This is a genomic window from Lentzea alba, assembly GCF_047445655.1.
GTDB lineage: Bacteria > Actinomycetota > Actinomycetes > Mycobacteriales > Pseudonocardiaceae > Lentzea > Lentzea alba_A.
The window spans coordinates 202647-227659 of record NZ_JAJAEG010000009.1 but is presented as its reverse complement, the minus strand read 5'-3'; the positions used below and the strand labels follow the sequence as shown (position 1 = coordinate 227659).

The following is a 25013-nucleotide window of genomic DNA, read 5'->3' as shown; positions in this document are numbered from 1 at the left end:
CTCTCAGAGCGACGAGATGAGCCGCTCGACGCGCTCGTCCACAGCCCGGAACGGGTCCTTGCACAGCACCGTGCGCTGCGCCTGGTCGTTCAGCTTCAGGTGCACCCAGTCGACGGTGAAGTCGCGCCCGGCGGCCTGCGCGGCGGCGATGAAGTCACCGCGCAGCTTGGCCCGCGTGGTCTGCGGCGGGGTGTCCTTGGCGGCCTCGATCTCGCCGTCGTCGGTGACCCGTTCGACCTGGCCCTTGCGCTGCAGCAGGTCGAACACGCCCCGGCCGCGGCGGATGTCGTGGTAGGCGAGGTCGAGCTGGGCGATGCGCGGGTTGGACAGGTCCATGTTGTGCTTGGCCATGTACCGCTCCATCAGGCGGTTCTTGATGGCCCAGTCGATCTCGCGGTCGATCTTGGTGAGGTCCTGCGACTCGACGGCGTCCAGGGTGCGGCCCCACAGTTCGAGGACGCGCTCGGCCATCGGGTCCGGTGAGCGCTTGGCCACGTGCTCGACGGCCTTCTCGAAGTACTCGCGCTGGATGTCGAGCGCGGAGGCTTCCTTGCCGCCCGCCAGCCGGACCGTGCGGCGGCCCGTCAGGTCGTGCGAGATCTCGCGGATGGCGCGGATCGGGTTGTCCAGGGAGAAGTCGCGGAACTGGACGCCCTGCTCGATCATCTCCAGCACGAGGTTCGCGCTGCCCACCTTGAGCAGCGTCGTCACCTCGGACATGTTCGAGTCGCCGACGATGACGTGCAGGCGGCGGTAGCGTTCGGCGTCTGCATGAGGCTCGTCGCGCGTGTTGATGATCGGGCGCGAACGGGTCGTCGCCGACGACACGCCCTCCCAGATGTGCTCGGCGCGCTGCGAGAGGCAGTACACGGCGCCGCGCGGGGTCTGCAGCACCTTGCCGGCACCGCAGATCAGCTGGCGGGTGACCAGGAACGGCAGCAGCACGTCCGCGATCCTGGAGAACTCGCCGGCCCGTGCGACCAGGTAGTTCTCGTGGCAGCCGTACGAGTTGCCCGCCGAGTCGGTGTTGTTCTTGAACAGGAAGATGTCGCCGCCGATGCCCTCGTCGGCCAGCCTGCGCTCGGCGTCGACGAGCAGGTCCTCGAGGATCCGCTCCCCCGCCTTGTCGTGCGTGACCAGCTGGGCCAGGTCGTCGCACTCCGCGGTGGCGTACTCCGGGTGAGAGCCGACGTCCAGGTAGAGCCGGGAACCGTTGCGCAGGAACACGTTGGACGAACGTCCCCAGGAGACGACCCGGCGGAACAAGTACCGCGCGACCTCGTCCGGGGACAGACGACGCTGCCCGTGGAAGGTGCAGGTCACCCCGAATTCTGTCTCAATGCCGAAGATCCGCCGCTGCATCCCTCAACAGTAGGCGACTTCCGGCCGCGCGAGGGTGATCCGTTCGGGCGGCACGCCGGTTGCGGTTTAGTGTCGGTGGGGTGTGGAAACGGGTCAGCGCTCTCGACAAGAAGCTCATGAGCTCATCGGCCGGACTGCCTCCGAGCAGGCTCGACCGGGGTTTCAAGCGGCTTTCCAAGGCGGCGAACCACAGCCTGTTGTGGTTCGTCATCGCGGCGATTCTGGCAACTGGGAAAGGCCCCTTGCGGCGTGGTGCGATGCGTGGGCTCGCGGCCATCGCCGGGGCCTCTGCCAGCGCGAACCTGGTCGGCAAGTCCCTTTTCCCACGGCGCCGGCCCGCCGCTGATCTGCTCGCCGTGGAGCGCCGGTTGTCGCGCCGGCCGACGTCGTCGTCATTCCCGTCCGGTCACTCGGCGTCAGCGGCCGCTTTCGCCACGGCGGTGGCGATGGAATCACCTCGCGCGGGTGCGGTGGTGGCCCCGCTCGCGGCTGCCGTGGCCTATTCACGCGTACACACGGGCGTTCATTGGCCGACAGATGTCGCGGCCGGAGCGGCCGTGGGCGTGGGTGCCGCGATGTTGACGCGCCGGTGGTGGCCGCTCGGTCGCAACGAGCCCGCGTCGGCCTACGAACACGCCGACCTGACGTCGCTGCAGGAGGGCGACGGGCTGGTGGTCGTGGTGAACCCGCACTCGGGGATCGGCCCGGACCCGACGCAGCAGATCATCGAGGAGTGGCCGAAGGCGCAGGTCGTGACGATCTCCGAACTGTCCGATCTGCCCGATGCGAAAGCGCTGGGCGTGGCCGGTGGCGACGGCACCGTTGCGGCCGTGGCCTCCATCGCCGTAGAGCGCGACCTACCGCTGGTGCTCATCCCCTCCGGCACGTTGAACCACTTCGCGCGCGACGTGGGCATCACGGGCCTGCACGACACGGCACAGGCGGTGGCCGACGGCGTGGGCGTGCGGGTCGACCTGGCGCAGGTCAACGGCCAGTGGTTCGTGAACACGGCGTCGCTCGGCGGCTACCCGGACATGGTGCGGATCCGCGAGAAGCTGCAGAAGCGCTGGGGCAAGTGGCCGGCGGCGGCGATCGCACTGGCCCGCGTGCTGCAGCGCGCCCGCCCGCTGGAGATGACCATCGACGGCGACAAGCACCTGGTGTGGCTGCTGTTCGTGGGCAACGGCCCATACCGGCCGAAGGGCTTCGCGCCGACGATGCGCCCACGCCTGGACGACGGACTGCTCGACGTGCGCTACGTACGGGCCGACCGGCGCTTCTCGCGCACGCGGTTCTTCCTCGGCGCATTGCTCGGGGCGCTGGAGCACTCGCGCACGTACCGGCACCTTGAGGTCGCCTCGTTGAACGTCGAGGTGCACGGTGCGCCCGTGTCCATCGCGACCGACGGCGAGGTGCGCGAGCGGGCAACGCACTTCTCGTTCCGTTCACGGGCGGCGGCTCTCGGCATCTACCGCCCGTAACAGCACTGGCGCCAAGCCCGACGACGTGGTCACGTAGTTGGAGGAGCTCCAAGCGGCGGGGGAACTGATGAGCCATGCACCGAATCGAGGCGCCGGACAGCCCGAGTCCTCAATACGTGATGCGGTGCACGGCCTGGTCGACATTTCGGACCTGTACAACTCCGGCCAGCCGATCATCGCCCAGCTGATCCAGTCACGGGCGATTCAGCGGTTGCGCCGGATCAAACAGCTGGGCTTCGCGTCCCAGAGCTACGTCGCGGCCGACCACAGCAGATACGCGCACGCTCTCGGCACGATGCACGTCATGCGAAACCTGTTGAAACAGGTGGGCGGCCCTCGTTCGAACTTCAGGACGAAGTTGCTGCAACAGTACGAAGAAGCGTTCGAGGAAACCGTCACCGCAGATTTCCTCTATCAGCACGTACTGGTGGCCGCCCTCCTGCAGGACATCGGTGAGCTGCCTTACCAGAACGCGACCGTCGAGCACTTCATGCCCGACGAGGACCTCCGCAACTGGGTGGGCGCCAAGATCGAGCAGGACGTCTCGCTCTGGCCGTCGAAGCCGGTCTTCAGTCTGGGATGTCTTCTCGACACCGACCTCCAGGCGATCCTCGCCCCGCTCAACATCGAGTTCATCGCGTTCCTGATCTCGGCCGAGAGCTGGAAGGACCCCGTCTGGAAACAGAGGTTCCTGCCGCTTCGGCACATGCTCGACGGCGAGATCGACGCTGACCGGATCGACTACGTGCACCGGGACGCCCATCACACGGTCGGTGGTCTCAGCACGTCGCACGACGTCGTCTCAGCGATCCTCTCCTATGACGACGACGGCCCGATCTGCTCGGACCCGGCTCCGTTGGGCAACTTCCTCGCCACCCGAGCGCATCTCTACTCGATCGTCTACTTCGCACCCCAGAACAGATTTCGGGTCATGCTCCTCGGGAGCATCATCGACGGCGTCCGGAAGCTGCCCGACGCGTTCCAGGCCTCGTCGATGCTCGCCACCAAGCACGTGGGCATCGAATCCTTCCTGGAACTCGACGACGTGCGCCTGGAAGCCGAGATCAACAGCGTCAGGTCGGGCCAGTCCAAGGCACGCCTGGACAAGAAGACGCTCATCGCCCTCACCGAGTTCACCACCGCTTCCAGCGCATACGCGCACTTCTGGCTGAGGGAGACGAACCAGTCCAGCTCCGCGGACGGCAGCGCGGTGCCCATCCCGAACGAGATCTTCTTCGAGGCGTTCGAGGCGAGCACACCGAAGCCGAGCGGAATCCGGTTCGAGACGACCGCGCCGACCGGGGAGACCGAGCTCGCCGCGATCAACGACATGAACGGGCCGTATTTCGAAGTGGTCCGCAGCCCGCGCGTGACGATGCCCATCCTCGGCGACGTGTTGATGTTCTACCCGCAGCACGACCGCGGCCGGGATTTCGCGGCGCTGAAGAAGGCGTACCGCGAGGGAAGTCTCCGGGCGGCGCTCCTCGCGAAGAAGCGGAGCGAATGGGGAGGCGTCCCGGTGGACACCCGCCAGACGCACGGTTTCACCGGACCTTCGATCTTCGTTTCGTACTGCGCGGACGACACCGTTCACGTGCAACGAATAGTGCGGCACCTGCACAAAGCCCGGCGCCGTTACTACGTGATTCTCGAACCGAACCAAGGCATCGGCGAAACCACCGAGCGGAACAGCGTCGACGGCGTGTGGCAGACGGACTGCTGCATCATCATCGCTTCTCGCGCTTACCAGGGCCGTTGCACCAGTCAGCCCAACGGCAACATCATGCGCGAAATCACGGCGATGCACGACAGGAGAACCCCGAACCCCAGCCTGTACCCCGTGGTTCCGATGTCGCTCCACCCGCACCACGAGGTCACCAACATCCCGTGGTCACAACTGGGGATGAACGGGCAGCCCTACACCGGAAAAGCACTTGAGAACGCGACGGAGAGCGAGATCCACGCGGCCGTGACAGCAGCGCTCGCGGCGCTGGACAGTCGCTCCTCCCAGTAGTCGAAGGGTTCGGGCACCAATGATCAGAATCGCCCTGGCGGGTCTGCCGGGAGCAGGCAAAGGCACGTTCACGGCAGCCGCCCGGCGCTGGGCCGCGGAGCGTGACCGCCGGCTCGAAACGATCACACTGGCCACCCCGCTCTACCGCGCGCAGGCCGCCGTCTACGAGATCGCCGGCAGGCCGCTCGACGACGAGAGCGTCCAGGACGGTGAACTGCTCAACTTCCTCGGCGCACACCTGCGCAAGATCAACCCGTCGGTCCTGGAAGAGCACTTCCTGCTGGAGCTGAAGCGGATCAGCTCCCAGCATCCCCACTCGGACGGGACTCTGATCATGTGCACGGACGCCCGGCCCGCCGACTTCGGCTACCTCAGGCAGGAGCTCTTCCAGCTGGTCCTGATCGACGTCGATCCGGAGACGTCGAGGAGGCGGCGGGTTCTGCGCGGCGACCTGAGCCTGGGCGCGACGAACCACCCGACCGAGACCGGGCTGCGGTCCTCCGACGCGGACCTGATCATCGACAACAACGGGTCGCTGGAGGACTTCGACGCCGCGGTCTGGAACCTGCTCGACGGCCTGCCGACGTGATCCTCACCGGGAAGGCCATCGCCGAGGCGGTCGAGGCGGGCGAGATCACGATCAGCCCGTTCGACCCGGCACGGCTGAACCCGAACAGCTACAACTACTCCCTCGGCGCGGAGATCCGCTTCACCCCGCGGGAGACGCTCGACGCGAAGACGAACGCGCCCTGGCCGGAGACGACGATCCCGGAAGAGGGCTTTCTGCTGCTCCCAGGGCGCCTCTACCTCGCCACCACCGCCGAGGTGATCGGCAGCACCGCCTTCGTCACCAGCCTGATCGGCCGGTCGTCGCTCGGCAGGCTCGGGCTCTTCGTCCAGGTCACGGCCGATCTCGGCCACCAGGGGGCGGTGCACCGGTGGACGCTCGAACTGGCGGTCGTCCAGCCGTTGCGCGTCTACGCCGGGATGCGGCTGGGCCAGGTCAGCTTCTGGCGCAGCCGAGGAGCCGTGACTGCGTACGGTGGCGCGTACGGCGACGCCATGGCCCCGATGCCCGCTCTCCCGACGAGCTTGACCTGAACTCCCATCGGCTCACGAGGTCACAGTGATTCTTACCGGCAGCGAGATCGCCCGTCAGGTGGGTCTGGGCAGGATCGAGATCGACCCGTTCCACCCCGACCAGGTCAACCCGAACAGCTACGACTTCCGGCTGGGCCCCGAGCTGCTCGTCTACCAGGACCTCGAGCTCGACGCCCGGCTGCCCAACAAGGTCGACACCGTCGCGATCGGCGAGTCCGGCTTCACGCTGACCCCGGACCGGGTCTACCTCGGCTCCACGGTGGAGAGGATGGGCAGCGACCACTACGTGCCGATCATCCGCGGGAAGTCCTCGCTCGGCCGGCTCGGCCTGTTCGTCAACATGACGGCCGACCTGATCGACATCGGGTCGCACAACAACTGGACGCTGCAGTTCCACGCGGTGCAGCCGCTGGTCGTGTACCCCGGCATGCGGATCGGGCAGGTCACCTTCTGGGTGCCGGAGGGTGAGATCGAGCTGTACGACGGCAAGTACCAGGGTGCGACCGGCCCGCGCAGCTCCGAGTCGTTCCGGGACTTCGACGCCTAAGCGTGTTCGACATTGTCGAACGTGCGCAGCTAGAGTGGCGTGCGTGCCCGGACCTATTCAGTCCATTCAGCGCGCGGCGGAGGTTCTCAAGCTGCTCGCGCACGGCGGCGCGCACCAGTTGAGCGTCGGCGAGATCGCCCGCGCGCTGGACCTGGCGAAACCGACGGTGCACGGCATCCTGCGGACGTTGCAGGAGGTCGGGTTCGTCGAGCAGGAGGTCGAGGGCGGCAAGTACCGCCTGGGTGCGGCGCTGTTCCAGATCGGCACCTCGTACCTGGACGGCAACGAGCTGCGCGCGAAGGCGTTGAACTGGTCGGACACGTTGGCGATGCGTGCGCGCGAGGCGGTGCGCATCGGCGTGATGCACGGGAAGCACGTGCTGGTCGTGCACCACGTGTTCCGGCCGGACAACAGCCGGCAGGCGCTGGACACCGGCGCGCTGTTGCCGTGGCACGCGACCGCGCTCGGCAAGGCGCTGGTGGCATTCGGGGAGCAGCCGGACGGCGAGTTGCAGCGGTTCACGCGGCACACCCTCGGCCCCTACGAGCTGCAGACCGCCCTGGACGAGGTCCGCGAGCGCGACTGGGCCTACGACCTGCACGAACTCGTCGAGGGAGAGGCGTCGATCGCCGCCCCGATCCGGGACAAGCGCGGAGTCGTCGTGGGTGCGGTCGGTATCTCCGGGCCCGTCGAGCGGCTGTGCGAGTCACCCGATCAGCCGCCGCGGCTCGAACTCGTGTCCTACGTACGTGAGGCAGCTCGCAGCGTTTCCAGGGAGCTTGGCGGCCTCTCCTGGTAGTAATGTGGACAGCGTTCGACAATGTCGAATGGTGAACACAGAGAGGTGTGCACGGTGGCCTACATCGCGGCGATCGACCAGGGCACGACGTCGTCCCGGTGCATCGTGTTCGACTCCTCCGGCGGGATCGTGTCGGTCGCTCAGCGCGAGCACCGGCAGATCTTCCCCAAGCCGGGCTGGGTGGAGCACGACGCGACCGAGATCTGGACGAACGTGCAGTCCGTCGTTCGTGACGCGTTGGCCCACGCGTCTCTCTCGTTCGCCGACATCGCCGCGTTCGGCATCACGAACCAGCGCGAGACGACGGTGGTGTGGGACCGCGAGACCGGCGAGCCCGTGCACAACGCGATCGTCTGGCAGGACACGCGCACGGACGCGTTGATCAAGTCTTTGGGAGACCAGGACCGGTTCCGCGAGCGTTCCGGCCTGCCGCTCGCGACCTACTTCTCCGGGCCGAAGCTGCGGTGGCTGCTCGACAACGTCGACGGGCTGCGTGAGCGGGCCTCCCGCGGCGAGGTCCTGTTCGGCACCATGGACACCTGGCTCATCTGGAACCTGACCGGGCGCCACGTCACCGACGTGACCAACGCGTCGCGCACCATGCTGATGAACCTGGAGACCCTGGACTGGGATCCCGAGCTGGTGTCCGCAATGGACGTTCCGCTGTCGATGCTGCCCGAGATCCGTTCCTCCTCCGAGGTTTACGGGGAGTACGAGGGCGTGCCCGTCGCGTCGGCGCTGGGTGACCAGCAGGCGGCGTTGTTCGGGCAGACGTGTTTCGCGCCGGGCGAAGGCAAGTGCACGTACGGCACCGGCGCGTTCCTGCTGATCAACACGGGCGACCGGCCGGTGCGGTCGGCCAACGGACTGCTCACCACCGTCGGCTACAAGATCGGCGACCAGCCCGCCGCGTACGCGTTGGAAGGCGCGGTCGCGGTGACCGGCGCGCTGGTGCAGTGGTTCCGGGACAAGGTCGGCCTGATCTCGTCGGCCGCGGAGATCGAGACGCTGGCGCGCACGGTGGACGACAACGGCGGCGCGTACTTCGTGCCCGCGTTCTCCGGGTTGTTCGCACCGCACTGGCGAAGCGACGCGCGGGGCGTGATCGCCGGCCTGACGGGCTACATCTCGCGCGGGCACCTCGCACGGGCCGTGCTGGAGGCGTCCGCGTGGCAGACGCGCGAGGTCGTGGACGCGATGAACGCCGACGCTGCGAATTCTGATTCTGGCGAGGACCTCACCATGTTGCGCGTCGACGGCGGCATGACCGCCAACAACCTGCTCATGCAGTTCCTGTCGGACGTGCTCGACGTGCCGGTGGTGCGCCCGATCGTGGCCGAGACGACGTGCCTCGGCGCGGCGTACGCGGCCGGTCTCGCGGTGGGCTACTGGCCTTCGACCGAGGCGCTGAAAGCGAACTGGCACAAGGCGGCCGAGTGGGAACCGTCGATGGAACCGGCGGCGCGGGCTCGCGGCTACCGGAAGTGGAAGAAGGCGGTCGAGCGGACCGTCGGGTGGATGGACGAGGACGATGACTGACTTTTCTGCACAACGCGCACGGGCTCGCGAAGAGCTGCAGCACGGCAAGTTCGACGTGGTCGTGATCGGCGGCGGCATCCTGGGCATCGCGACCACGTGGGCCGCGGCCCGCTCCGGCCTTCGCGTCGCGCTGGTGGAGAGCGGTGACTTCGCGGGCGCCACCTCGTCCGCGTCGTCGAAGCTGGTCCACGGCGGCCTGCGCTACCTGGCGATGGGCCCGTCGGCGGTGCCGATGGTGCACGAGAACCACAAGGAACGCCGCGCGCTCGGCGACCGCCTGGCCCCGCACCTGGTGCGCCCGCTGCCGTTCCTCGTCCCCGTCTACAAGGGAGGCCCGCACAGCCGCTTCGTGCTGGGTGCGGGCGTGACGCTGTACTCCGCGCTGTCGGGCTTCGGCGACGGCATGGGGAAGGTCCTGTCGGCGCGCAGGGCAGTCGAGTGGGTGCCTGACCTGCGCGCCGACGGTCTGCGCGGCGCCGCGATGTACTACGACCACCAGATGAACGACAGCCGCGTGGCGATCACCGCCGCCCGCGCCGCCGCCGAGGCCGGCGCCGTGCTGCTCAACCACATCTCGGTCGTGGGCCTGCGCAAGACCTCCGGCAGGGTCTCCGGCGTCGACCTGCGCGACTCGCTCGGCGAGTTCGGCGTGGACGCCCGCGTCGTCGTGAACGCCACCGGCCCGTGGCTGGACGTGTTGCGGCGCATGGAAGACCCCGCCGCCGACCCGTCGATCCGCCTGTCCAAGGGCTCGCACCTGGTGATGCGCACTTCTTCCGAGTGGAAGGCAGCGCTGACGATCCCGGTCGACGACGTGCGCGTGTCGTTCGCGATCCCGTGGGAGGGCCACCTGCTGCTGGGCACCACCGACGAGGCGTACGAGGGCGACCCGGCTGCCGTTTCCTGCACGGACGCCGACGTCGACCAGATCATGTCCGAGGCGGGCGTAGCCGTCACGGGCCTGGACCGCGCGAACCTCGCCTACACCTTCGCGGGCCTGCGCGTCCTGCCCGGCGGCCCCGGCGACACCTCGCACGCCAAGCGCGAAACCGTGATCACCGCGGGCGCCGGCGGCATGATCAGCGTGGCAGGCGGCAAGTGGACGACGTTCCGCAAGATCGGCGCCACCGTCCTGGCCCGCGTGAACTCCGAGCTGGGCCGCACCTTCGACGCCCCGCTCGACGGCGTGGCACTGCCCGGCTCGGCCCAGCCCGACACGGTCGGCGACGTCCTCCACACCGCGTGGAACGGCCTGCCCGACGACGTGGTGCGCCACCTCGCCACCCACTACGGCACGACGTCGCACGAGGTCGTCGCGCTCGGCCTGGAGAACCCTGCCCTGCTGGAGCGCGTCCACCCGGACGGCCCGGACATCTGGGCCCAGGTCGAACACGCCCGCCGCACCGAGTGGGCGTCCGAAGTGGACGACGTCCTGCGCCGCCGCACCACCGTGATGGTCCGCGGGCTGGACTCCCCCGAGGTCCGCACGCGGGTGTCGGAGCTGCTCGCCTCCTGATGGCAGACCGTCACCTCATCGACGTCCACGTACTGCTCGTGCGCGGCGACCGGGTGCTCCTGACCCGGCGCCGCGACACGAACCCGTTGTTCGACGGCCGCTGGCACCTGCCGTCGGGCAAGCTCGACGCGGGCGAGTCGGTTCTCGCAGCGGCAGTGCGGGAAGCCGAGGAGGAGGTCGGCGTCCGCATCGCACCGGACGACCTGCGGCACGTGCACACGTTGCACGCCAACAGATCCGGTGTCGAACCACGGCTCGGCCTGTTCTTCGAGGCTCTCCGCTGGAGCGGCGAGCCCGTCAACCGTGAGCCCGAGAAGTGCTCAGCCGTGCAGTGGTTCCCGCTCCACGCGCCGCCCGCCGACCTGATCGAGTACCCGGCCGCCGGTCTCGCTGCCTACTCGGCAGGTCACACCTTCGGGCTGCACGGCTGGGACTAGCACGCCCTCCCGAGCACCCGCCCGACCAGCAACGCTGTGCGCCACCCGCTCGCTCCTTCCTTCTGTCGCGGCGAAGATGACCATGTTTTCGGGACATCTGACAGACGACGCCAGGCGTGAATCGGGACAACGTTCACCCGCTCGGGTGACCCGTCAGCACGCCATGCCGAGTTCGACCAGGTAGGAGGCGAGCTCAGGCTCCGAGTGGAACGCGCTGCGCAACGCCAGCGACCCGTCGCACCCCAGCGCGACCTGCTCCCGAGACACCGAACGCCCCTCCACCCGCAGCCCTTCCAGGTAGGCGTCGATGATCTCCTCCCGCAACGCGGGCAACTCGGACACCGCCATCCGTCCCGCCTGCGCCAGCCCCACGAGCAGCTGGCCGAGATCCGCGCCGACCGGGTTCGGGCACTGCCAGCCGACGTCGATCGCCACGAACGACTCCGGGTCGTCCAGGGGCACCAGCAGGTTCTGCGGGCACGCGTCGTTGTGCCCGGTCGCCTGCGGCAAAGCCTCCAGCCGCGCCAGCACCGACGGCACTCGAGCAGCAAGCGGCGAGCAGTCCGGCCGCAAAAACGCCTCCCGCACCAGTCGGCCTTCGTACAGCACCCGCAACGCCCGCCCCGGCGCGCCGCCGAACCGCCGCCCGGCCCACCGGCCCAGCCCGAGCGCCGCCCGCCGGAACCGCGCCAGGTCCCACTCCCCCGAAGCACAGCGCACGTCCTCCAGCCACAGCCCGATCCGGTCGCCGAGGTCGTCCACCCGCAGCACCCGCGGCCGCCGGAACCCAGGCGGCAACACGAAGTCCGACAACAGGAACTCCGCCTCGTCGCGCCACGGGAAGTCGCCGACCAGGTCTGCCAGGTCAGCGGGAATCCGAGGCCGCCGCAGCACCTTCACGAACACAGAAGACCGCGCCGACACCACCCGGTAGACCGCCGCCGTCGTCAGCGCGACCGGACTGAAAGCCACCGGCACGACCGAAGTCAGCGGTACGGGTCCGTGATCTCGCCGAGCAGTTCCAGGGCCTCGCGCAGCTGACCCATGCGGCGCTTGCCGATGTGCGCTTCCCATTCCGCCTCGATCCTGGCCATCTCGGCATCGGCGACCGGCACGGCCTCCATGGCCTTCGCGGTCACCCTCACCAGCCGGGCCCGGCCGTCCGTCGGGTCGGGCACGCGTTCCACGTACCCGGCCTTCTCCAGCTGGTCCACGAGGAACCCGGCGGTCTGCTTGGTCACCTGGGCCGCCTCCGCGAGGACGGTCAGCCGCGTGCCTTCCGGACCGATGCGCATGAGCACCCGCGCCTGCGCCTGCGTGACGTCGAACCCCGCCGCGGTGACCGCGGCCAGGATGCGGTTCTCCACCTCGCGGCTCGGGATGAAGAGCAGCAGTCCGATGTTCACTCGACTCGACCCCTTGTTTTAGTCAGATCCTCTGATTAAAGTAGTCAGTCCATCGAACTAAATCAAGAGGAGGCCGGACATGGACGACTCGCAGATGTGGAAGACGATCGACGCCGAACGCGCGGCGACCGCCGACCTGCTCGCGGGCCTGACGGACGTGGAGTGGACGTACCCGTCGCTGTGTGCGGGCTGGACCGTGCGCGAGGTCGCCGCACACCTGTCGGTCGGATACCGGATCGGTGTCGGCGGCGTGATCCGCGAGTACGTCAAGGCTCGCGGGAGCTTCAACCGCGTGATCGACCAGACCGCGCGCGCCGAGGCACGCAGACCGACCGAAGAGCTCGTCGCCGAACTGCGCGGCGCCGTCGGGGTGCACAAGACCGCACTCGGCCAGAGCGTCAAGAACGCGATGATGGACGTCATGGTGCACACGCAGGACATCGCGCTCCCACTCGGCATCGAACGACACATGCCGATCGAGGCCGCCGTCGTGTCCGCGGACGACCTGTGGCGGATCGGGTTCCCGTTCCACGCGCGACGCCGCCTGGCGGGACACCGGCTCGTCGCCACCGACGCCGACTGGTCCGTCGGCGAGGGCGCCGAGATCAGTGGGCCGATCGAGGCACTGGTCCTGCTCCTGGCCGGGCGGACCGCGAGCATCCCCCGGCTCACCGGCATCACGGTCTGATCCGGCGCACCATCCCGCGGCACACGTGCACACGCTCGAACCGTTGGCGCATCTCGGTTTCCCGCTCGATCCTGGCGTGCAGCAGCGCCCCGGCCGGCACCAGTCCGTGCCTCGCGCTCAGCACCATGCCCACCTCGTCCACGGACGCATACACGTGCAGGTGCCGTGAGGTCTCCACGAACCCGTTGCGCGCGAACCAAGCCGGCTCGCTCACCGAAGCGACCAGCGCCTGCACCCCGCACCGCTCCAAGCGGGGCAAAGCTTCCGTGAGCAACGCAAGAGCAACACCCCGGCCCTGGTGGTCCGGGTGCACGGCGACCGTCTCGATCGTGGCCTCCGCGCCGGGCACCGACACGTCGAGCACCCCGATGACCACGTCACCGTCTGTCGCGACCAGTTCCAGGTCGGCGCGGCGCTTGGCCGGCCAGACGTCGTCGTAGCGGTTCGTCGCCAGGAACGCCAGAACGCGGCACCGCAGCCACGACGGTTCGTCCGCCGGTTCGTAGTCGCGGACCACCACCCGCACGCCGGTCACCCCGGGCCGGTTCACCGTCCCCAGCAGGCTCAGTCGGCCGGTCTGTCCCGGCGTGGCGCCGACCACGTCTTCCCCCAAACAGCTCAGGCCGACCGTCGCCGACACCACCAGGGTTCCCGATGTCCGGCCTGCTCGCACCCATGAACGCACCCCTCACCGTTGCCAGGAACATACTCGGTATGCATACTCAGTACGCATGTCGGTCAAACACGGTTTGCTCGCGCTCCTGGAGCGCGGGCCGATGTACGGCTACCAACTGCGGGCGGCGTTCGACTCGGCCACCGGAGGCACGTGGCCGTTGAACATCGGGCAGGTCTACACGACGTTGTCGCGCCTGGAGCGTGACGATCTGGTCGCCGCACTGCCCGAGAACGAGGGCCAGCGCCCCTACGAGATCACCACGCAGGGCCGCACGGAGCTCAAGAAGTGGTTCGCCTCGCCGGTGAAGCGCAGCGACCGCCCGCGCGACGAGGTGGCGATCAAACTCGCCCTGGCCATCACCACACCGGGCGTCGACGTCGCCAAGGTCGTCATGACCCAGCGCACCGCCACCATGCGCACCCTGCAGGAGTACACGCGCCTGAAGACCCAGCCCGGCGACCTCCCGTGGCTGCTGGTGCTGGACGCGATGATCTTCCAGGCCGAGGCCGAACTGCGCTGGCTCGACCACTGCGAGGCAAGCCTGGTCCGCTACCAGCCGCAGCCAATGCCCGAGACCACGGACGTCGAGGTGCCGAGATGACCGTCCTCGAGCTGCGCGAGGTCCACCGCGTCCACGGCACCGGCGAGACGGCGGTCAACGCCCTCGACGGCATCTCGCTCCAAGTCGAACCCGGCGAACTCGTCGCGGTGATGGGCCCGTCCGGCTCCGGCAAGTCCACCCTTCTCAACCTCGCCGGCGGCCTCGACAGCCCCACGAGTGGCGAGGTGCTGGTCGACGGCACCTGCCTGCAATCCTTGTCCCGCAAGCAACTCGCCGCCTGGCGCCGCAAGCGCATCGGCTACGTCTTCCAGGACCTCAACCTCATCGCGAGCCTCACCGCCGCCGAGAACGTCGCACTCCCCCTCGACCTCGACGGCGTGCGCAAGTCCCGCCAGCAGGCCGAAAAGGCACTGTCCGAAGTAGACCTTAACGGCTACGCGGACCGCTTCCCCGACGAGATGTCCGGCGGCCAGCAACAACGCGTCGCCATCGCCCGAGCCCTCATCGGCGAACGCCGCCTCGTCCTCGCCGACGAACCGACCGGCGCCCTCGACTCCCGCACCGGCGAAACCGTCCTGCGACTCCTCCGGTCCAAAGTAGACGCCGGAGCCGCCGCCGTCCTCGTCACCCACGACGCCCGCCACGCAGCCTGGGCCGACCGCGTCATCTTCCTGCGCGACGGCGTCGTGGTCGACGTCTCCCAGCGCGACCAGCCAGAAGAACTGCTGAGCACCCCGTGAACGCATGGCGCGCAGCACTGCGCATCGCCTGGCGCGAGGCCCGCAGATCCCGTGGCCGTTCGGCCCTCGTCGTAGCTCTGATCCTCGTCCCGGTGGCCGCCCTGTCGTTCACCGCGGTCGTCTTCGACTCGACCAACCTGACTCCCACCGAGGACGCCGCCCGCCGCATGGGCACCTCGGAAGCCCTGATCAGCTGGCCCTACCGCGGCCCGGTGATCCAACAGCCGACCAGGGACTCCGCGATCCCGCTGGGCAACGCCGAAGGCCCCGACCCGTCAGAAGAGCGCTTGAAAGCCTTGCTACCAGGCACAAAGCTCATCCCCGTCGAACGCAGCGGCGTCAACATCCGCACCACCGCGGGCGTGGGCCGAGCCGGCGTCCGGATGCTCGACCTCAACGACCCGCTGACCAAGGGCATGATCACCGTCCTGGAGGGCCGCCCGGCCACCACCAACACCGAAATCGCGTTGTCCCGCAAGGCGATGACCCGAACCGGCGCCCAGCTCGGCGGCTCCCTCACGACCGAAGACGGCCGCACGTTCACCGTCGTGGGCGTGATCGAGGACCCGAACCGCCTGGACGACACCACGGTGGTGGCGCTCCCCGGCACCTTCGACCAGGCCGACCGCTCCTGGCTGGCCACCACCCCGATCGACTGGGCCAAGGTCAAGGAGCTCAACAAGTCCGGCATCGCGGTCCTGTCCCGCACCGTCCTGCACAACCTGCCCAGCGCCGCCGACAGCTACCCGCAGTTCCCCGACTCCGGCGAGCTCACCGCCGACATCCTCGTCCTGGTAGCAGGCCTCGCCGTGCTGGAAATGTCCCTGCTGGCAGGCTCAGCCATGGCCGTGGGCGCCCGCCGCCGCAAACGCGACCTGGCCCTGATCTCCGCGGTGGGCGGCGCCCCCACCCACGTCCGCCGCATCGTCCTCGCCGACGGCGTGGTCGTGGGCGTCCTGGCCGCCCTCGGAGGCGTGGCCCTGGGCGTGCTGGCAGCGGTGTCCACCCGCCCGCTCGTCGAATGGATCCTCACAGAACGCTTCGGCGCCCAACGCTTCTTCCCCGCCGCCCTGGCGGGCCTGGCCCTGCTGGCCGTGATCACCGGCGTCCTCTCAGCTCTGGTCCCCGCCTGGATCTCCTCCCGCCAAGACGTGGTCACCGCCCTGGCAGGCCGCCGGGGAATCACCCGCTCCCGCCGCCGCTGGCTGATCCTGGGCCTGATCCTCATAGCCGCAGGCATCACCACCGGCATCTTCAGCGCGATCAGCATGCAGGTCGTCGGCATCCTCCTCGCCCTGATCCTCGCCGAGGTGGGCCTGGTCCTCTGCACCCCAGCGCTACTCGGCTTGCTGGCCAAAGCGGGCCGCTGGCTCCCGGTAGCCCTGCGCATCGCCCTGCGCGACGCCTCCCGCAACCGAACCGCAGCCGCCCCGGCGATCTCCGCGGTGATGGCGGCAGTGATCGGCGCGCTGATCGTCAGCGTGATCCTTACCTCCCAAGGAGAACAGGACGCAGCCCGGATCGCGGGCAACATGGGCGACGTCTCCGTCTACCGCCTGGACGACCTCTCGAAGTCCAACACCACAACCATCCCGCCCTCAGTAGCCACGGCCATCCGCAACACCATGCCGGCGGCCGAGACCCACGAGATCAAACTCCTGGCCTGCGACGGCGGCCCGTGCTTCGCCCACATCCGCCCACCAGCGGACCGCGAATGTCCCTACTCCCTGGACGTGCTCCTCCGCGAACCCACCGAAGCAGAAGAAAAATCCGCCCTCGCCGACCAGCGCTGCACCGGCGTGAACCGAGCACACCGCTACTTCGGCACCTTCACCTCCCCGCACGGCTTCCTGGCAGTAGTACCCCCAGAAGCCGCCAAGTCCCTGCTACACCTACAACCCGACGACGTTCCAGCAGCCGAAACCGCCCTGCGCGACGGCAAAATCGTCGTCAACGACCCAAACCTGGTCTCCAACAACCAGGTCCTGCTGGCCACCGGCACCCGATCAACCACCATCCCGGCCTCGGGCCACGCAACCCCGCAACGCCAAAAGGCCCCTCTGGCCCTGATGACCGAGGAAACCGCCAAGTCCCTGGGCTTCAAGGTCAGCACGTTCACCATGTACGCCACCACAACCAGAATGCCCACCGAATCCGAACAGGACGCCCTGACCGCAGCCCTGGGCGGCGAGTACGAAGTGCACGTGGACCGCCCAACAGAGTCCGACGACCAGCAAGCTCTCGGCATCCTGGGCCTGGTAGCAGGCATCATCACCCTCGCAGCCACAGCCCTGGCCACCGGCCTGGCAGCAGCAGACGGCCGCAAGGACCTCACCACCTTGGCCGCAGTAGGCGCCTCCCCCAGCCTCCGCAAACTCCTGTCCCTGAGCCAAGCAGGAGTGATCGCCGGAACAGGCGGCTTCCTGGGCACAGCAGCAGGCGTCGGCTCAGCGCTAGCCCTACTAGCGGCCCTCAACGTCGGCTACGAAAACCACTGGCCCCAACCAGAACTGAACCCGCTCACAATCCCCTGGCCGAACGTCCTCATCTCACTGCTGGTGGTCCCAGCCGTGGCGATGCTGGGCGCAGCCCTCTTCACCCGTTCCCGCCTACCGATCGAACGACGCGAATAGAGTCGCGAAGGTGACCACCTTCGCGATAGTGCACGGGGCGGGCGACGTCGGCTGGTCGTGGCACCTGGTAGCAAACGCTCTGCAAACCAAGGGCCACACCGTCGTCGCGCCCGACCTCCCCACCGAAGACGAATCAAAGAACCTCACGGACTGGGCCGCCACGGTTGTGGCCGCCCTCCCGTCCACAGAGGACGTCGTAGTAGTAGGCCACTCCTTCGGCGGCTTCACCGCCCCACTGGTAGCGGCCGAGATCAACGCCAAAGCCCTGATCTTCGTAACCGCAATGCTCCCCACCCCGGGCGAACCCCCGAACGACTGGTGGAGCAACGCCGGCTACACCGACAGCGGCCTGGAAGACCAGTTCTGGCACGACGTCCCACCCCACCTGGCCGAGGAGTCGCAGAAGCGCGAACGCGACATGTCCGAAACCGCCATGGCACACCCCTGGCCCCTGGACGCAATGCCCGCGATCCCAACCCACTTCATCCTCTGCACAGAAGACCGCTTCTTCACCCCGGCCTTCATGCGCAAAGTGGTGGCCGACCGCCTAGGCGGCGTAACCCCGATCGAACTGCCCGCAGGCCACTGCGCCCAACTGAGCCGCCCAACAGAACTCGCCGACCTCCTGGCCGGCATCGCAACCCCGGCACCCATGCTCTCCGCCACCGAAATCGAGTCCGACCGAGTCCTGCTCCGCAAGGTGCGCGACACAGACCGCGAGCGCCTGATCGAACTGCAGACCGACCCGCAGGTCTGGGCACACCTGGGAGGCCCACGCACCCGCGAGGCGATCGAGCAACGCATCGAGGAAGTGGGCCTGGCCAAACTGACCGCCGCCCCCGGCACCTACGTCATCGCCGACAGGACAACCGACCAAGTCCTGGGCACGCTGGAACTGAAGCGCCGCGCCGCCGACCTCCCAGGCCACGTGACCGAACACGGCAACGAACTGGAGCTCGGCTACCTGCTGCACCCCGACACCTGGGGCAAGGGCGTGGCCTTCGAAGCCACCACCGCCGCACTACGCGCAGCAGCAGCCGAACTCCCAGACGAGCCGGTAATCGTGGTGACCCAGACGGCAAACGAGCGCTCGCTGAAACTGGCACTGCGACTGGGATTCAGCCCGGTGACAACCTTCGAGGCCTACGACGCCGACCAAACGCTGGCGCAAGCAAACCTGCACGACTTCAAGGCCTGACGCACATCAAGCGATGGCGAAGACGGGCCGTCTTTCCCATACGGGCCGGGTGGGGTGGTCCCGTCAACGCAACCAAACAACGCAACAGCAAGCCGCCCTGAGCAACAGGCGTGCCATCAACCCGCCGACGGCGCTGGCCGGTCTTTGATCAGATTGGCGGGGTCTGGGGCGGCGCCCCAGAAAGCAACGGGACCATCCGCCCGCAACGCGCCCACCTACGAACAACAAACCGGCAGCCGCCAACGCACCGGGGAGACAACAACGGAACGCACGCGAAAGGCCCCCGGCGGCGAAGCCAGGGGCCTTGAACGCAAACCTACTTGGACTCGCCCTCGTCCGGAGGCAACGCAACGTCCTCCACAGGCTTCCCACCCTTGGTAGGCGAGGGCAGCAACTCATCCAAAGCAGCCCCGGCAATCCGCCGAAACGCCCGCCGAGGCCGCTGCCTCTCCAAAACCGCGATCTCCAACTTCCCGGCAGGCAACAACTCAGCCGCACCGTTCCCAGTGGAGGCAGACCCAGCGGACAACGCCTTAACCGCAACCGGAACAGCCTCAGCCAACGAAAGCCCGTCAGCGAACGAGTCCTTCAGCGCCGAGTTGGCAGCATCCACAGTGCCACCCATGACGATGTACTGCGGCTCCTCAACAACAGACCCGTCATAGGTCAACCGGTACAACGTGTCCGACTCAGACGACTGCCCAACCTCAGCCACGCAGATCTCCACCTCAAAGGGCTTGATCTGCTCGGTGAAGTAGGTGCCCAGCGTGGTGGCGTAGACGTTCGCGAGAGACCGGCAAGTCACGTCACGCGGGTCGTTCTGGTACCCCCGGACATCAGCGAACCGGATGCCCGCCTGCCGGAGGTTCTCGAACTCGCTGTACCGCCCCACAGCCGCGAAGCCGATGCGGTCGTAGATCTCCGCGACCTTGTGCAGCGTGCTGGACGGGTTCTCCGCGACGAACAGAATGCCGTCGGCGTACTTCAGCACGATGACGCTGCGACCCCTGGCGATGCCCTTGCGGGCGTACTCGGAGCGATCGCGCATCACCTGCTCAGCCGATGCGTAAAGCGGCATCGTCATGGGTGGTGCTCCTGACGTCGGAAAGGGATCGGGACTCAGCCTGCGGGACGGGACCGGCGACCTTCGACGACCGCGTCGGCGATCGTGGCGATCTGGGCTTCCGGTACCTCGACGGCACCGTCGGCGCCGTTGATCGTGACCACGACCGGGTAGAGGCGGCGGACCGGGTCCGGGCCGCCCGTGGCCGAGTCGTCGTCCGCCGCGTCGTACAGCGCCTCGATGACCGAGCGGATCGCTGCGTCGACGTCCGCGTCCGGGTCGTAGAGCTTCTTCAGCGCCGACTTCGCGAACAGCGAGCCCGAGCCGACGGCCTGGTAGCCCTGCGACTCCTCGTAGCGGCCGCCGGTGACGTCGTAGGACACGATCCGGCCCGCGCGTTCGGTGTCGGTGGCCGACGTGTCGTAGCCGGCGAACAGGGGCACCACGGCGAGGCCGGCCATGGCCGCGTCGAGGTTGCCCCTGATCATCGCCGAGAGGCGGTTCGCCTTGCCGTCCAGTGACAGCGAGACGCCCTCGATCTTCTCGTAGTGCCTCAGTTCGACCGCGTACAGGCGCACGATCTCGATCGCGATGCCCGCCGTGCCCGCGATGCCGACGGCCGAGTGGTCGTCGGTCACGAAGACCTTCTTCATGTCGCGCTGGGCGATGACGTTGCCCATCGTCGCGCGCCGGTCACCGGCGATCACGACGCCGCCCTTGTAGGTGGCCGCGACGATCGTCGTCCCGTGCGGGGCCTGGACGGTCCCCTCCGGGAGCTTCCGGGCCGACGGCAGCAAGTCGGGTGCCTGGGCCCGCAGGAAGTCCGTGAACGACGACGAGCCTGGCGTCAGATACGCCGGAGGCAGCGCCGCGGCCGGGTAACGCCCGGTCGAGCTGTTGTCCATGTGTTGGTTGTTCTCCCGTCCCGAAGTGGTCAACAGGCCCCCGAAGGCCTACTGACCACCCTTCTGCACGTATGCGCGGACGAAGTCCTCCGCGTTCTCCTCGAGCACGTCGTCGATCTCGTCGAGGATCGCGTCCACGTCCTCGCCGAGCTTCTCGCGGCGTTCCTGACCAGCTCCGGCAGCGTCTTCCGCGCCGTCGTCGCCGTCGCCACCACCCTGGCGCTGCTTCTGTTCCTGGGACATCTCGGCCTCCCGCTAACTCGCCTGACAAGAACACTACCCAGCGGCACCGACAAAAATCCTGAGCCACTCGGGTAGACGATCACCCGCGGGTCAGCGCGTCCACCAGCTGCTCGGCGGTGTCAGAAGCCTCCAGAAGTGCCCCGACGTGCGCTTTTGTGCCGCGCAGCGGTTCCAGCGTGGGGATCCGCACGAGGGATTCTCGACCGAGATCAAAGATCACCGAGTCCCACGACGCAGCCGCGACCGAGGTCGGGTAACGCTCCAGGCACCGGCCGCGGAAGTACGCACGCGTGTCCTCAGGCGGCGTGGTGATGGCCGCGCGCACCTCTTCCTCGCTGACCAGGCGCTTCATCGAGCCGCGCGCGACCAGGCGGTTGTAGAGGCCCTTGTCCAGCCGGACGTCGGAGTACTGCAGGTCGACCAGGTTGAGCCGCGCCGAGCCCCACGCGAGGCCGTCACGCTGCCGGTAGCCCTCCAGCAGCCGCAGCTTGGCGACCCAGTCGAGCCGGTCCGCGCACTCCGCGGGGTCGCGGGCCAGCGCGTCGAGCACCTCGCCCCACACCCGAAGGACGTCGCGGTCGCCGATGCCCTCCTTCTCGATGAACGCCGAAGCGCGCTCGTGGTAGGCGAACTGCACGTCGAGGCCGGTGAACTTGCGGCCGCCGGTCAGCTCGACCTTCGTCTTCAGCGTCGGGTCGTGGCTGATCTGGTGCACCGCCCGCACCGGGTCGACCATGCGCAGGTCGTCGAACCGCTGGCCGGCCTCGATCATGTCGAGCACGATCGAGGTGGTGCCGACCTTGAGGTACGTGGAGTACTCGGCCAGGTTCGCGTCGCCGATGATGACGTGCAGGCGGCGGTACTTGTCCGCGTCCGCGTGCGGCTCGTCGCGCGTGTTGATGATGCCGCGCTTCAACGTCGTCTCGAGGCCGACCTCGACCTCGATGTAGTCCGCGCGCTGCGAGAGCTGGTAGCCGGCCTCTTCACCGGACGGGCCGATGCCCACCCGGCCGGAACCGGTCACGACCTGGCGCGACACGAAGAACGGCGTGAGGCCCGCGATGACGGCGGTGAACGGCGTCGACCGCTGCATCAGGTAGTTCTCGTGCGTGCCGTACGACGCGCCCTTGCCGTCGACGTTGTTCTTGTACAGCTGCAGGCGGGGCTGGCCGGGCACGGAGGCGGCCTTGATCGCGGCCTCCTCCATCACCCGCTCCCCCGCCTTGTCCCAGATCACCGCGTCGCGCGCGTTCGTGACCTCGGGAGCCGAGTACTCGGGGTGCGCGTGGTCGACGTAGAGCCGCGCGCCGTTGGTGAGGATGACGTTCGCCGCGCCGAGGTCCTCGACGTCGGAGTCGGCGGGGTGCCCGCCGGGCGAACCCAGGTCGAACCCGCGCGCGTCGCGCAGCGGTGACTCCACCTCGTAGTCCCACCGCGCACGCCTGGCGCGCGGTATGTCCGCCGCCGCCGCGTACGCAAGAACCACCTGTGTCGAAGTGAGCACCGGGTTCGCGGTCGCGTCGCCCGGCACCGCGATGCCGTACTCGACCTCGGTTCCCATGATCCGCCGCATACGCAACACCTTATGACCTGCCCCTGACAACAGCGTGAGGGGAGCTTCCGAGTTGAAGCTACCCTCACCCTATTCACCCGGATGCCAGTCCTGCCGCAGGGCGAATCCTCGAAGCGCCGCGAGAAGGCCCGAAAGCGGCCACCACCGCGAGCACGACGACCGCCAAGGCCCCGATGACCAGCGGCAACACCACCCGCATCCCTGGCAGTGACATCTCGATCCCAGTGGCCAGGATGGCGATTTCCGCATAGACGAACCCGAGCACGCCACCGCCGATGACACCCACCAGGGCCAACATGATCGCTTCAGCCATGACCCCGCCCTGCAGTCCGCCCCGAGTGACGCCCAAGGCGCGGCGCAGCGCGAGCTCCTTGCGGCGTTCCTGCACCGAGATGGTCAGGGCGGTGCCGATACCGGTCACGGCGACCGCCACGGACAGCCCGAGCAGCACCATCATCAGCACGGTGCCGAGGTGCATGTACCGGTCGGTCTGCGCCCGTTCGTCGGCGTCCGTCTGCACGATCACCGTCGGGTTGTTCGGCAACGACGCTTGCAGGCTCGCCCGGAACGCCGCCGGATCCGCGCCCTGCTTCAGCGCGACCAGCACCTTCTCCGCCGGGCCGGAGGTCACGCCGCCGATGATCGGCGTGTAGCCGGTCAGCGAGCCGGGCACGGTGCCGACGACCTTGTACTGCTTGCCGTCGTTCTCGACGAACGGCTTGTCCGCCCAGTGCTCCGGCACGACCGCGGTACCAGACACGAACTGGTCGGACGCGGACACGCCCTGCGCCTTCAGCCAGGCCTTGAACTGCTCGGGGTCGACGCCCGCACCGTTCTCGGCGCGGTGGAGCACGACGCTCGCCGCGACCTCCGGCTGCTGCACCGAGATGTTCGGCAGCGCCCGGTCGCCGGCGTCGACCACGGTGGCGTCTGGGCGTTGCTCGTTCGAGTACGCGGACGCCATGTCCTGCGCACCACCCAGCACGACCAGGAAGAACGTCACCATCGAGCTGGCCAGCAGCAACGGCAGCGCCACCGACGCCGACCGCTGCGGCATCCTGCGCACCTCGGCGCCGGCGAGCTTCCACTGGGTGCCACCGATCTTGCCGAACAACCGCGCGATGAACGGAACCGTGACCGGGCCGAGGATCCAGAACAGGCCGGTCACCGCGGCGATCGCGGAGAACGTCACGGCCAAAGGAGCCGCCACGGTGCCCTTCGCGGCGATGGCCAGCAGCGCGAGCATCGCGGCACCACCGGTGAACAGCACACCGAACACCAAGCGCAGGCGGCGGACCGAGCGAGGTGGCACCTCGTTCTCCGCCTCACGCAACGCGGCGAGCGGCGACACGCGCGCGGCGTTGATCGCGGGCCGGACAGCGGCCATCACGCTCAACAGCGCGGCAACAACAACTCCGAGGATCACGTACCCGAGCGACGGCAGCAGGTCCGGGCTGAGCTCCACCGCGCCGAACAGCGCGGAGATGCCGGTGACGTCGAACGTCCTGGCCAGCAGCCACGCCATCGGCCCACCGAGCAGCGCCCCGCCGACACCGGCCAGCGCACCCGTCAGCAACGCCTCGAACAGGCTCCTGCGCACCAACGGCCCGCGCTGGGCACCGATGCACCGCAGCAACGCCGTCTGGCGCTGACGTTGCGCGTAGACCGCACGGAACGTCGCCGACGCCACGAACACGGCCGTGGCCAGCGCGAGCACGCTGAACGGCAGCAGGATGTACGTCAGGTCGTTGCCGATCTTGTCGGCGTCCGGGGCGGGGTCCCACACGACGTACGACACACCGGCAGCGCTCGCGACCGCGTCACGGGCACCGCCGATGACCCAGACCTCCTTGGTGAACGGCTCCGGGTCGAGCTTGCGGGCCAGGTCTGGACCGGCGACCAGGATCGGCCGCGAGTCGAGCCCGCCCTTCTTCATGATGCCGGTGACGGTGACCTCGAGCGGCCGCCCGTCGGCCGCGGCGAGCTCGACCTTGTCACCGGGCTTGATGCCGCGCTCGTACGCGGTGAGCTTGTCGACGGCGATCTCGCCGTCCGCGGCGGGCTGGTTGCCCTCGGCCAGCGGCCAGCGCACCAGGTCGGGCTGCTGGACCATCACCTCGGCGCGGTGCTCCCCCGCGCGGCCGTTGGTGTCGAGCAGGTCGGCCTTGCCCTCCTGCACCGGCACCGCCCTGCCGACCGCGGACAGCTTCGCGAGCAGCGCGGCGTCCAGCTTCGGGCGGTTCGCCTCGGCAGCGGTGCCGGACTCGGACGGGTCGAACGGCTGGGCCTTCACGTCCACCACGTGCTCCACTGTGGACGGTGTGAGGGGTGCGCCCTCGTCGACCGACCTGGTGAGCGCGTCGCTCAGCACCAGGGCGGCCAGCAGGCAGGCCACGCCGACGACGAGCGCTACGCCGGGCAGCAGCGCGCGGCCCGGCCGGGCGCGGAACTCGGCGACGCCGAGCCGCAGGGAAGTGGACACGAATCCTCCTCGGTGACGTCTGACGTTCACGAAGGTAGGAAGGGAGAC

Annotated in this window: 23 protein-coding genes; 14 read left to right on the top strand and 9 right to left on the bottom strand. The window is 68.6% G+C overall.

The features are described from left to right. Positions 1-3: 3 nt before the first annotated feature. Positions 4-1362, bottom strand: a complete 1359-nt coding sequence (gene pafA / locus LFM09_RS17120; RefSeq protein ID WP_414097438.1) for a Pup--protein ligase — start codon at positions 1360-1362, stop codon at positions 4-6. 116 nt (positions 1363-1478) lie between these two features. On the opposite strand from pafA, the gene LFM09_RS17115 reads away from it, so the two are divergent. From LFM09_RS17115 to LFM09_RS17075, 9 genes are all read left to right on the top strand, one after another. Next, entirely contained in the window at positions 1479-2843 is a 1365-nt protein-coding gene (locus LFM09_RS17115) for a bifunctional phosphatase PAP2/diacylglycerol kinase family protein (RefSeq protein ID WP_414097537.1), read from the top strand. Between the two features lie 124 nt (positions 2844-2967). Beyond that, positions 2968-4857 carry a hypothetical protein gene (locus LFM09_RS17110; protein ID WP_414097437.1) on the top strand — a complete coding sequence of 630 codons (1890 nt, stop codon included), beginning with the start codon at positions 2968-2970 and terminating at the stop codon, positions 4855-4857. A 19-nt stretch (positions 4858-4876) separates the two neighbouring features. Further along, a complete protein-coding gene (locus LFM09_RS17105; protein ID WP_414097436.1) occupies positions 4877-5446 on the top strand; it encodes a hypothetical protein in 570 nt (189 codons plus the stop codon). Next, positions 5443-5958, top strand: a complete 516-nt coding sequence (locus LFM09_RS17100; protein WP_414097435.1) for a dCTP deaminase domain-containing protein — start codon at positions 5443-5445, stop codon at positions 5956-5958. The genes LFM09_RS17105 and LFM09_RS17100 overlap by 4 nt, the downstream gene beginning before the upstream one ends. A gap of 25 nt (positions 5959-5983) precedes the next feature. Beyond that, positions 5984-6505: a dCTP deaminase gene (gene dcd, locus LFM09_RS17095; RefSeq protein WP_414097434.1), complete on the top strand. Its 522-nt coding sequence runs from the start codon at positions 5984-5986 to the stop codon at positions 6503-6505. A 43-nt stretch (positions 6506-6548) separates the two neighbouring features. After that, positions 6549-7304: an IclR family transcriptional regulator gene (locus tag LFM09_RS17090; RefSeq protein WP_414097433.1), complete on the top strand. Its 756-nt coding sequence runs from the start codon at positions 6549-6551 to the stop codon at positions 7302-7304. 54 nt (positions 7305-7358) lie between these two features. Continuing rightward, positions 7359-8843: a glycerol kinase GlpK gene (gene glpK, locus LFM09_RS17085; protein ID WP_414097432.1), complete on the top strand. Its 1485-nt coding sequence runs from the start codon at positions 7359-7361 to the stop codon at positions 8841-8843. Beyond that, a complete protein-coding gene (locus tag LFM09_RS17080) occupies positions 8836-10359 on the top strand; it encodes an FAD-dependent oxidoreductase (protein ID WP_414097431.1) in 1524 nt (507 codons plus the stop codon). Before glpK ends, LFM09_RS17080 begins: the two co-directional genes overlap by 8 nt. After that, a complete protein-coding gene (locus tag LFM09_RS17075) occupies positions 10359-10796 on the top strand; it encodes an NUDIX hydrolase (RefSeq protein ID WP_414097430.1) in 438 nt (145 codons plus the stop codon). Before LFM09_RS17080 ends, LFM09_RS17075 begins: the two co-directional genes overlap by 1 nt. Before the next feature lie 153 nt (positions 10797-10949). Here the strand turns inward: LFM09_RS17075 and LFM09_RS17070 are convergent, their stop codons facing one another. Continuing rightward, positions 10950-11768, bottom strand: a complete 819-nt coding sequence (locus LFM09_RS17070) for a hypothetical protein (RefSeq protein ID WP_414097429.1) — start codon at positions 11766-11768, stop codon at positions 10950-10952. Between the two features lie 14 nt (positions 11769-11782). Next, positions 11783-12202 carry a MarR family winged helix-turn-helix transcriptional regulator gene (locus tag LFM09_RS17065; protein ID WP_414097428.1) on the bottom strand — a complete coding sequence of 140 codons (420 nt, stop codon included), beginning with the start codon at positions 12200-12202 and terminating at the stop codon, positions 11783-11785. 79 nt (positions 12203-12281) lie between these two features. Here LFM09_RS17065 and LFM09_RS17060 point away from each other — a divergent pair, with 79 nt between their 5' ends. Continuing rightward, complete coding sequence (locus LFM09_RS17060) at positions 12282-12890, top strand: maleylpyruvate isomerase family mycothiol-dependent enzyme (RefSeq protein ID WP_414097427.1); 609 nt, start codon at positions 12282-12284, stop codon at positions 12888-12890. Here LFM09_RS17060 and LFM09_RS17055 read toward each other — a convergent pair. Continuing rightward, complete coding sequence (locus tag LFM09_RS17055; protein ID WP_414097426.1) at positions 12880-13575, bottom strand: GNAT family N-acetyltransferase; 696 nt, start codon at positions 13573-13575, stop codon at positions 12880-12882. The genes LFM09_RS17060 and LFM09_RS17055 overlap by 11 nt on opposite strands. A 46-nt stretch (positions 13576-13621) precedes the next feature. Here LFM09_RS17055 and LFM09_RS17050 point away from each other — a divergent pair, with 46 nt between their 5' ends. From LFM09_RS17050 to LFM09_RS17035, 4 genes are read left to right on the top strand one after another with little or no spacing between them, the layout of a single operon-like run. Beyond that, positions 13622-14167 (top strand): PadR family transcriptional regulator, encoded by a 546-nt coding sequence (locus tag LFM09_RS17050; RefSeq protein WP_414097425.1) that lies wholly within the window; start codon positions 13622-13624, stop codon positions 14165-14167. Then, the gene (locus tag LFM09_RS17045; RefSeq protein ID WP_414097424.1) at positions 14164-14868 is read left to right on the top strand and encodes an ABC transporter ATP-binding protein; all 705 of its coding nucleotides are present in this window, start codon (positions 14164-14166) and stop codon (positions 14866-14868) included. Before LFM09_RS17050 ends, LFM09_RS17045 begins: the two co-directional genes overlap by 4 nt. Further along, a complete protein-coding gene (locus tag LFM09_RS17040) occupies positions 14865-17501 on the top strand; it encodes an FtsX-like permease family protein (protein ID WP_414097423.1) in 2637 nt (878 codons plus the stop codon). Before LFM09_RS17045 ends, LFM09_RS17040 begins: the two co-directional genes overlap by 4 nt. 10 nt (positions 17502-17511) lie before the next feature. Beyond that, entirely contained in the window at positions 17512-18699 is a 1188-nt protein-coding gene (locus tag LFM09_RS17035) for a GNAT family N-acetyltransferase (RefSeq protein ID WP_414097422.1), read from the top strand. 316 nt (positions 18700-19015) lie between these two features. Here the strand turns inward: LFM09_RS17035 and prcA are convergent, their stop codons facing one another. The 5 genes from prcA to LFM09_RS17010 form a co-directional block, all read right to left on the bottom strand. Beyond that, positions 19016-19783 (bottom strand): proteasome subunit alpha, encoded by a 768-nt coding sequence (prcA, locus tag LFM09_RS17030; RefSeq protein ID WP_414097421.1) that lies wholly within the window; start codon positions 19781-19783, stop codon positions 19016-19018. 35 nt (positions 19784-19818) lie between these two features. Beyond that, on the bottom strand, positions 19819-20667 hold the full coding sequence (gene prcB / locus LFM09_RS17025) for a proteasome subunit beta (RefSeq protein WP_414097420.1): 849 nt from the start codon (positions 20665-20667) through the stop codon (positions 19819-19821). 48 nt (positions 20668-20715) lie between these two features. Next, positions 20716-20910, bottom strand: a complete 195-nt coding sequence (locus tag LFM09_RS17020; protein ID WP_065920406.1) for a ubiquitin-like protein Pup — start codon at positions 20908-20910, stop codon at positions 20716-20718. 79 nt (positions 20911-20989) lie between these two features. After that, positions 20990-22483, bottom strand: coding sequence for a depupylase/deamidase Dop (gene dop / locus LFM09_RS17015; protein ID WP_414097419.1), 1494 nt, complete (start codon positions 22481-22483; stop codon positions 20990-20992). Between the two features lie 73 nt (positions 22484-22556). Continuing rightward, positions 22557-24965 (bottom strand): FtsX-like permease family protein, encoded by a 2409-nt coding sequence (locus LFM09_RS17010; protein WP_414097418.1) that lies wholly within the window; start codon positions 24963-24965, stop codon positions 22557-22559. Between the last annotated feature and the right edge of the window lie 48 nt (positions 24966-25013).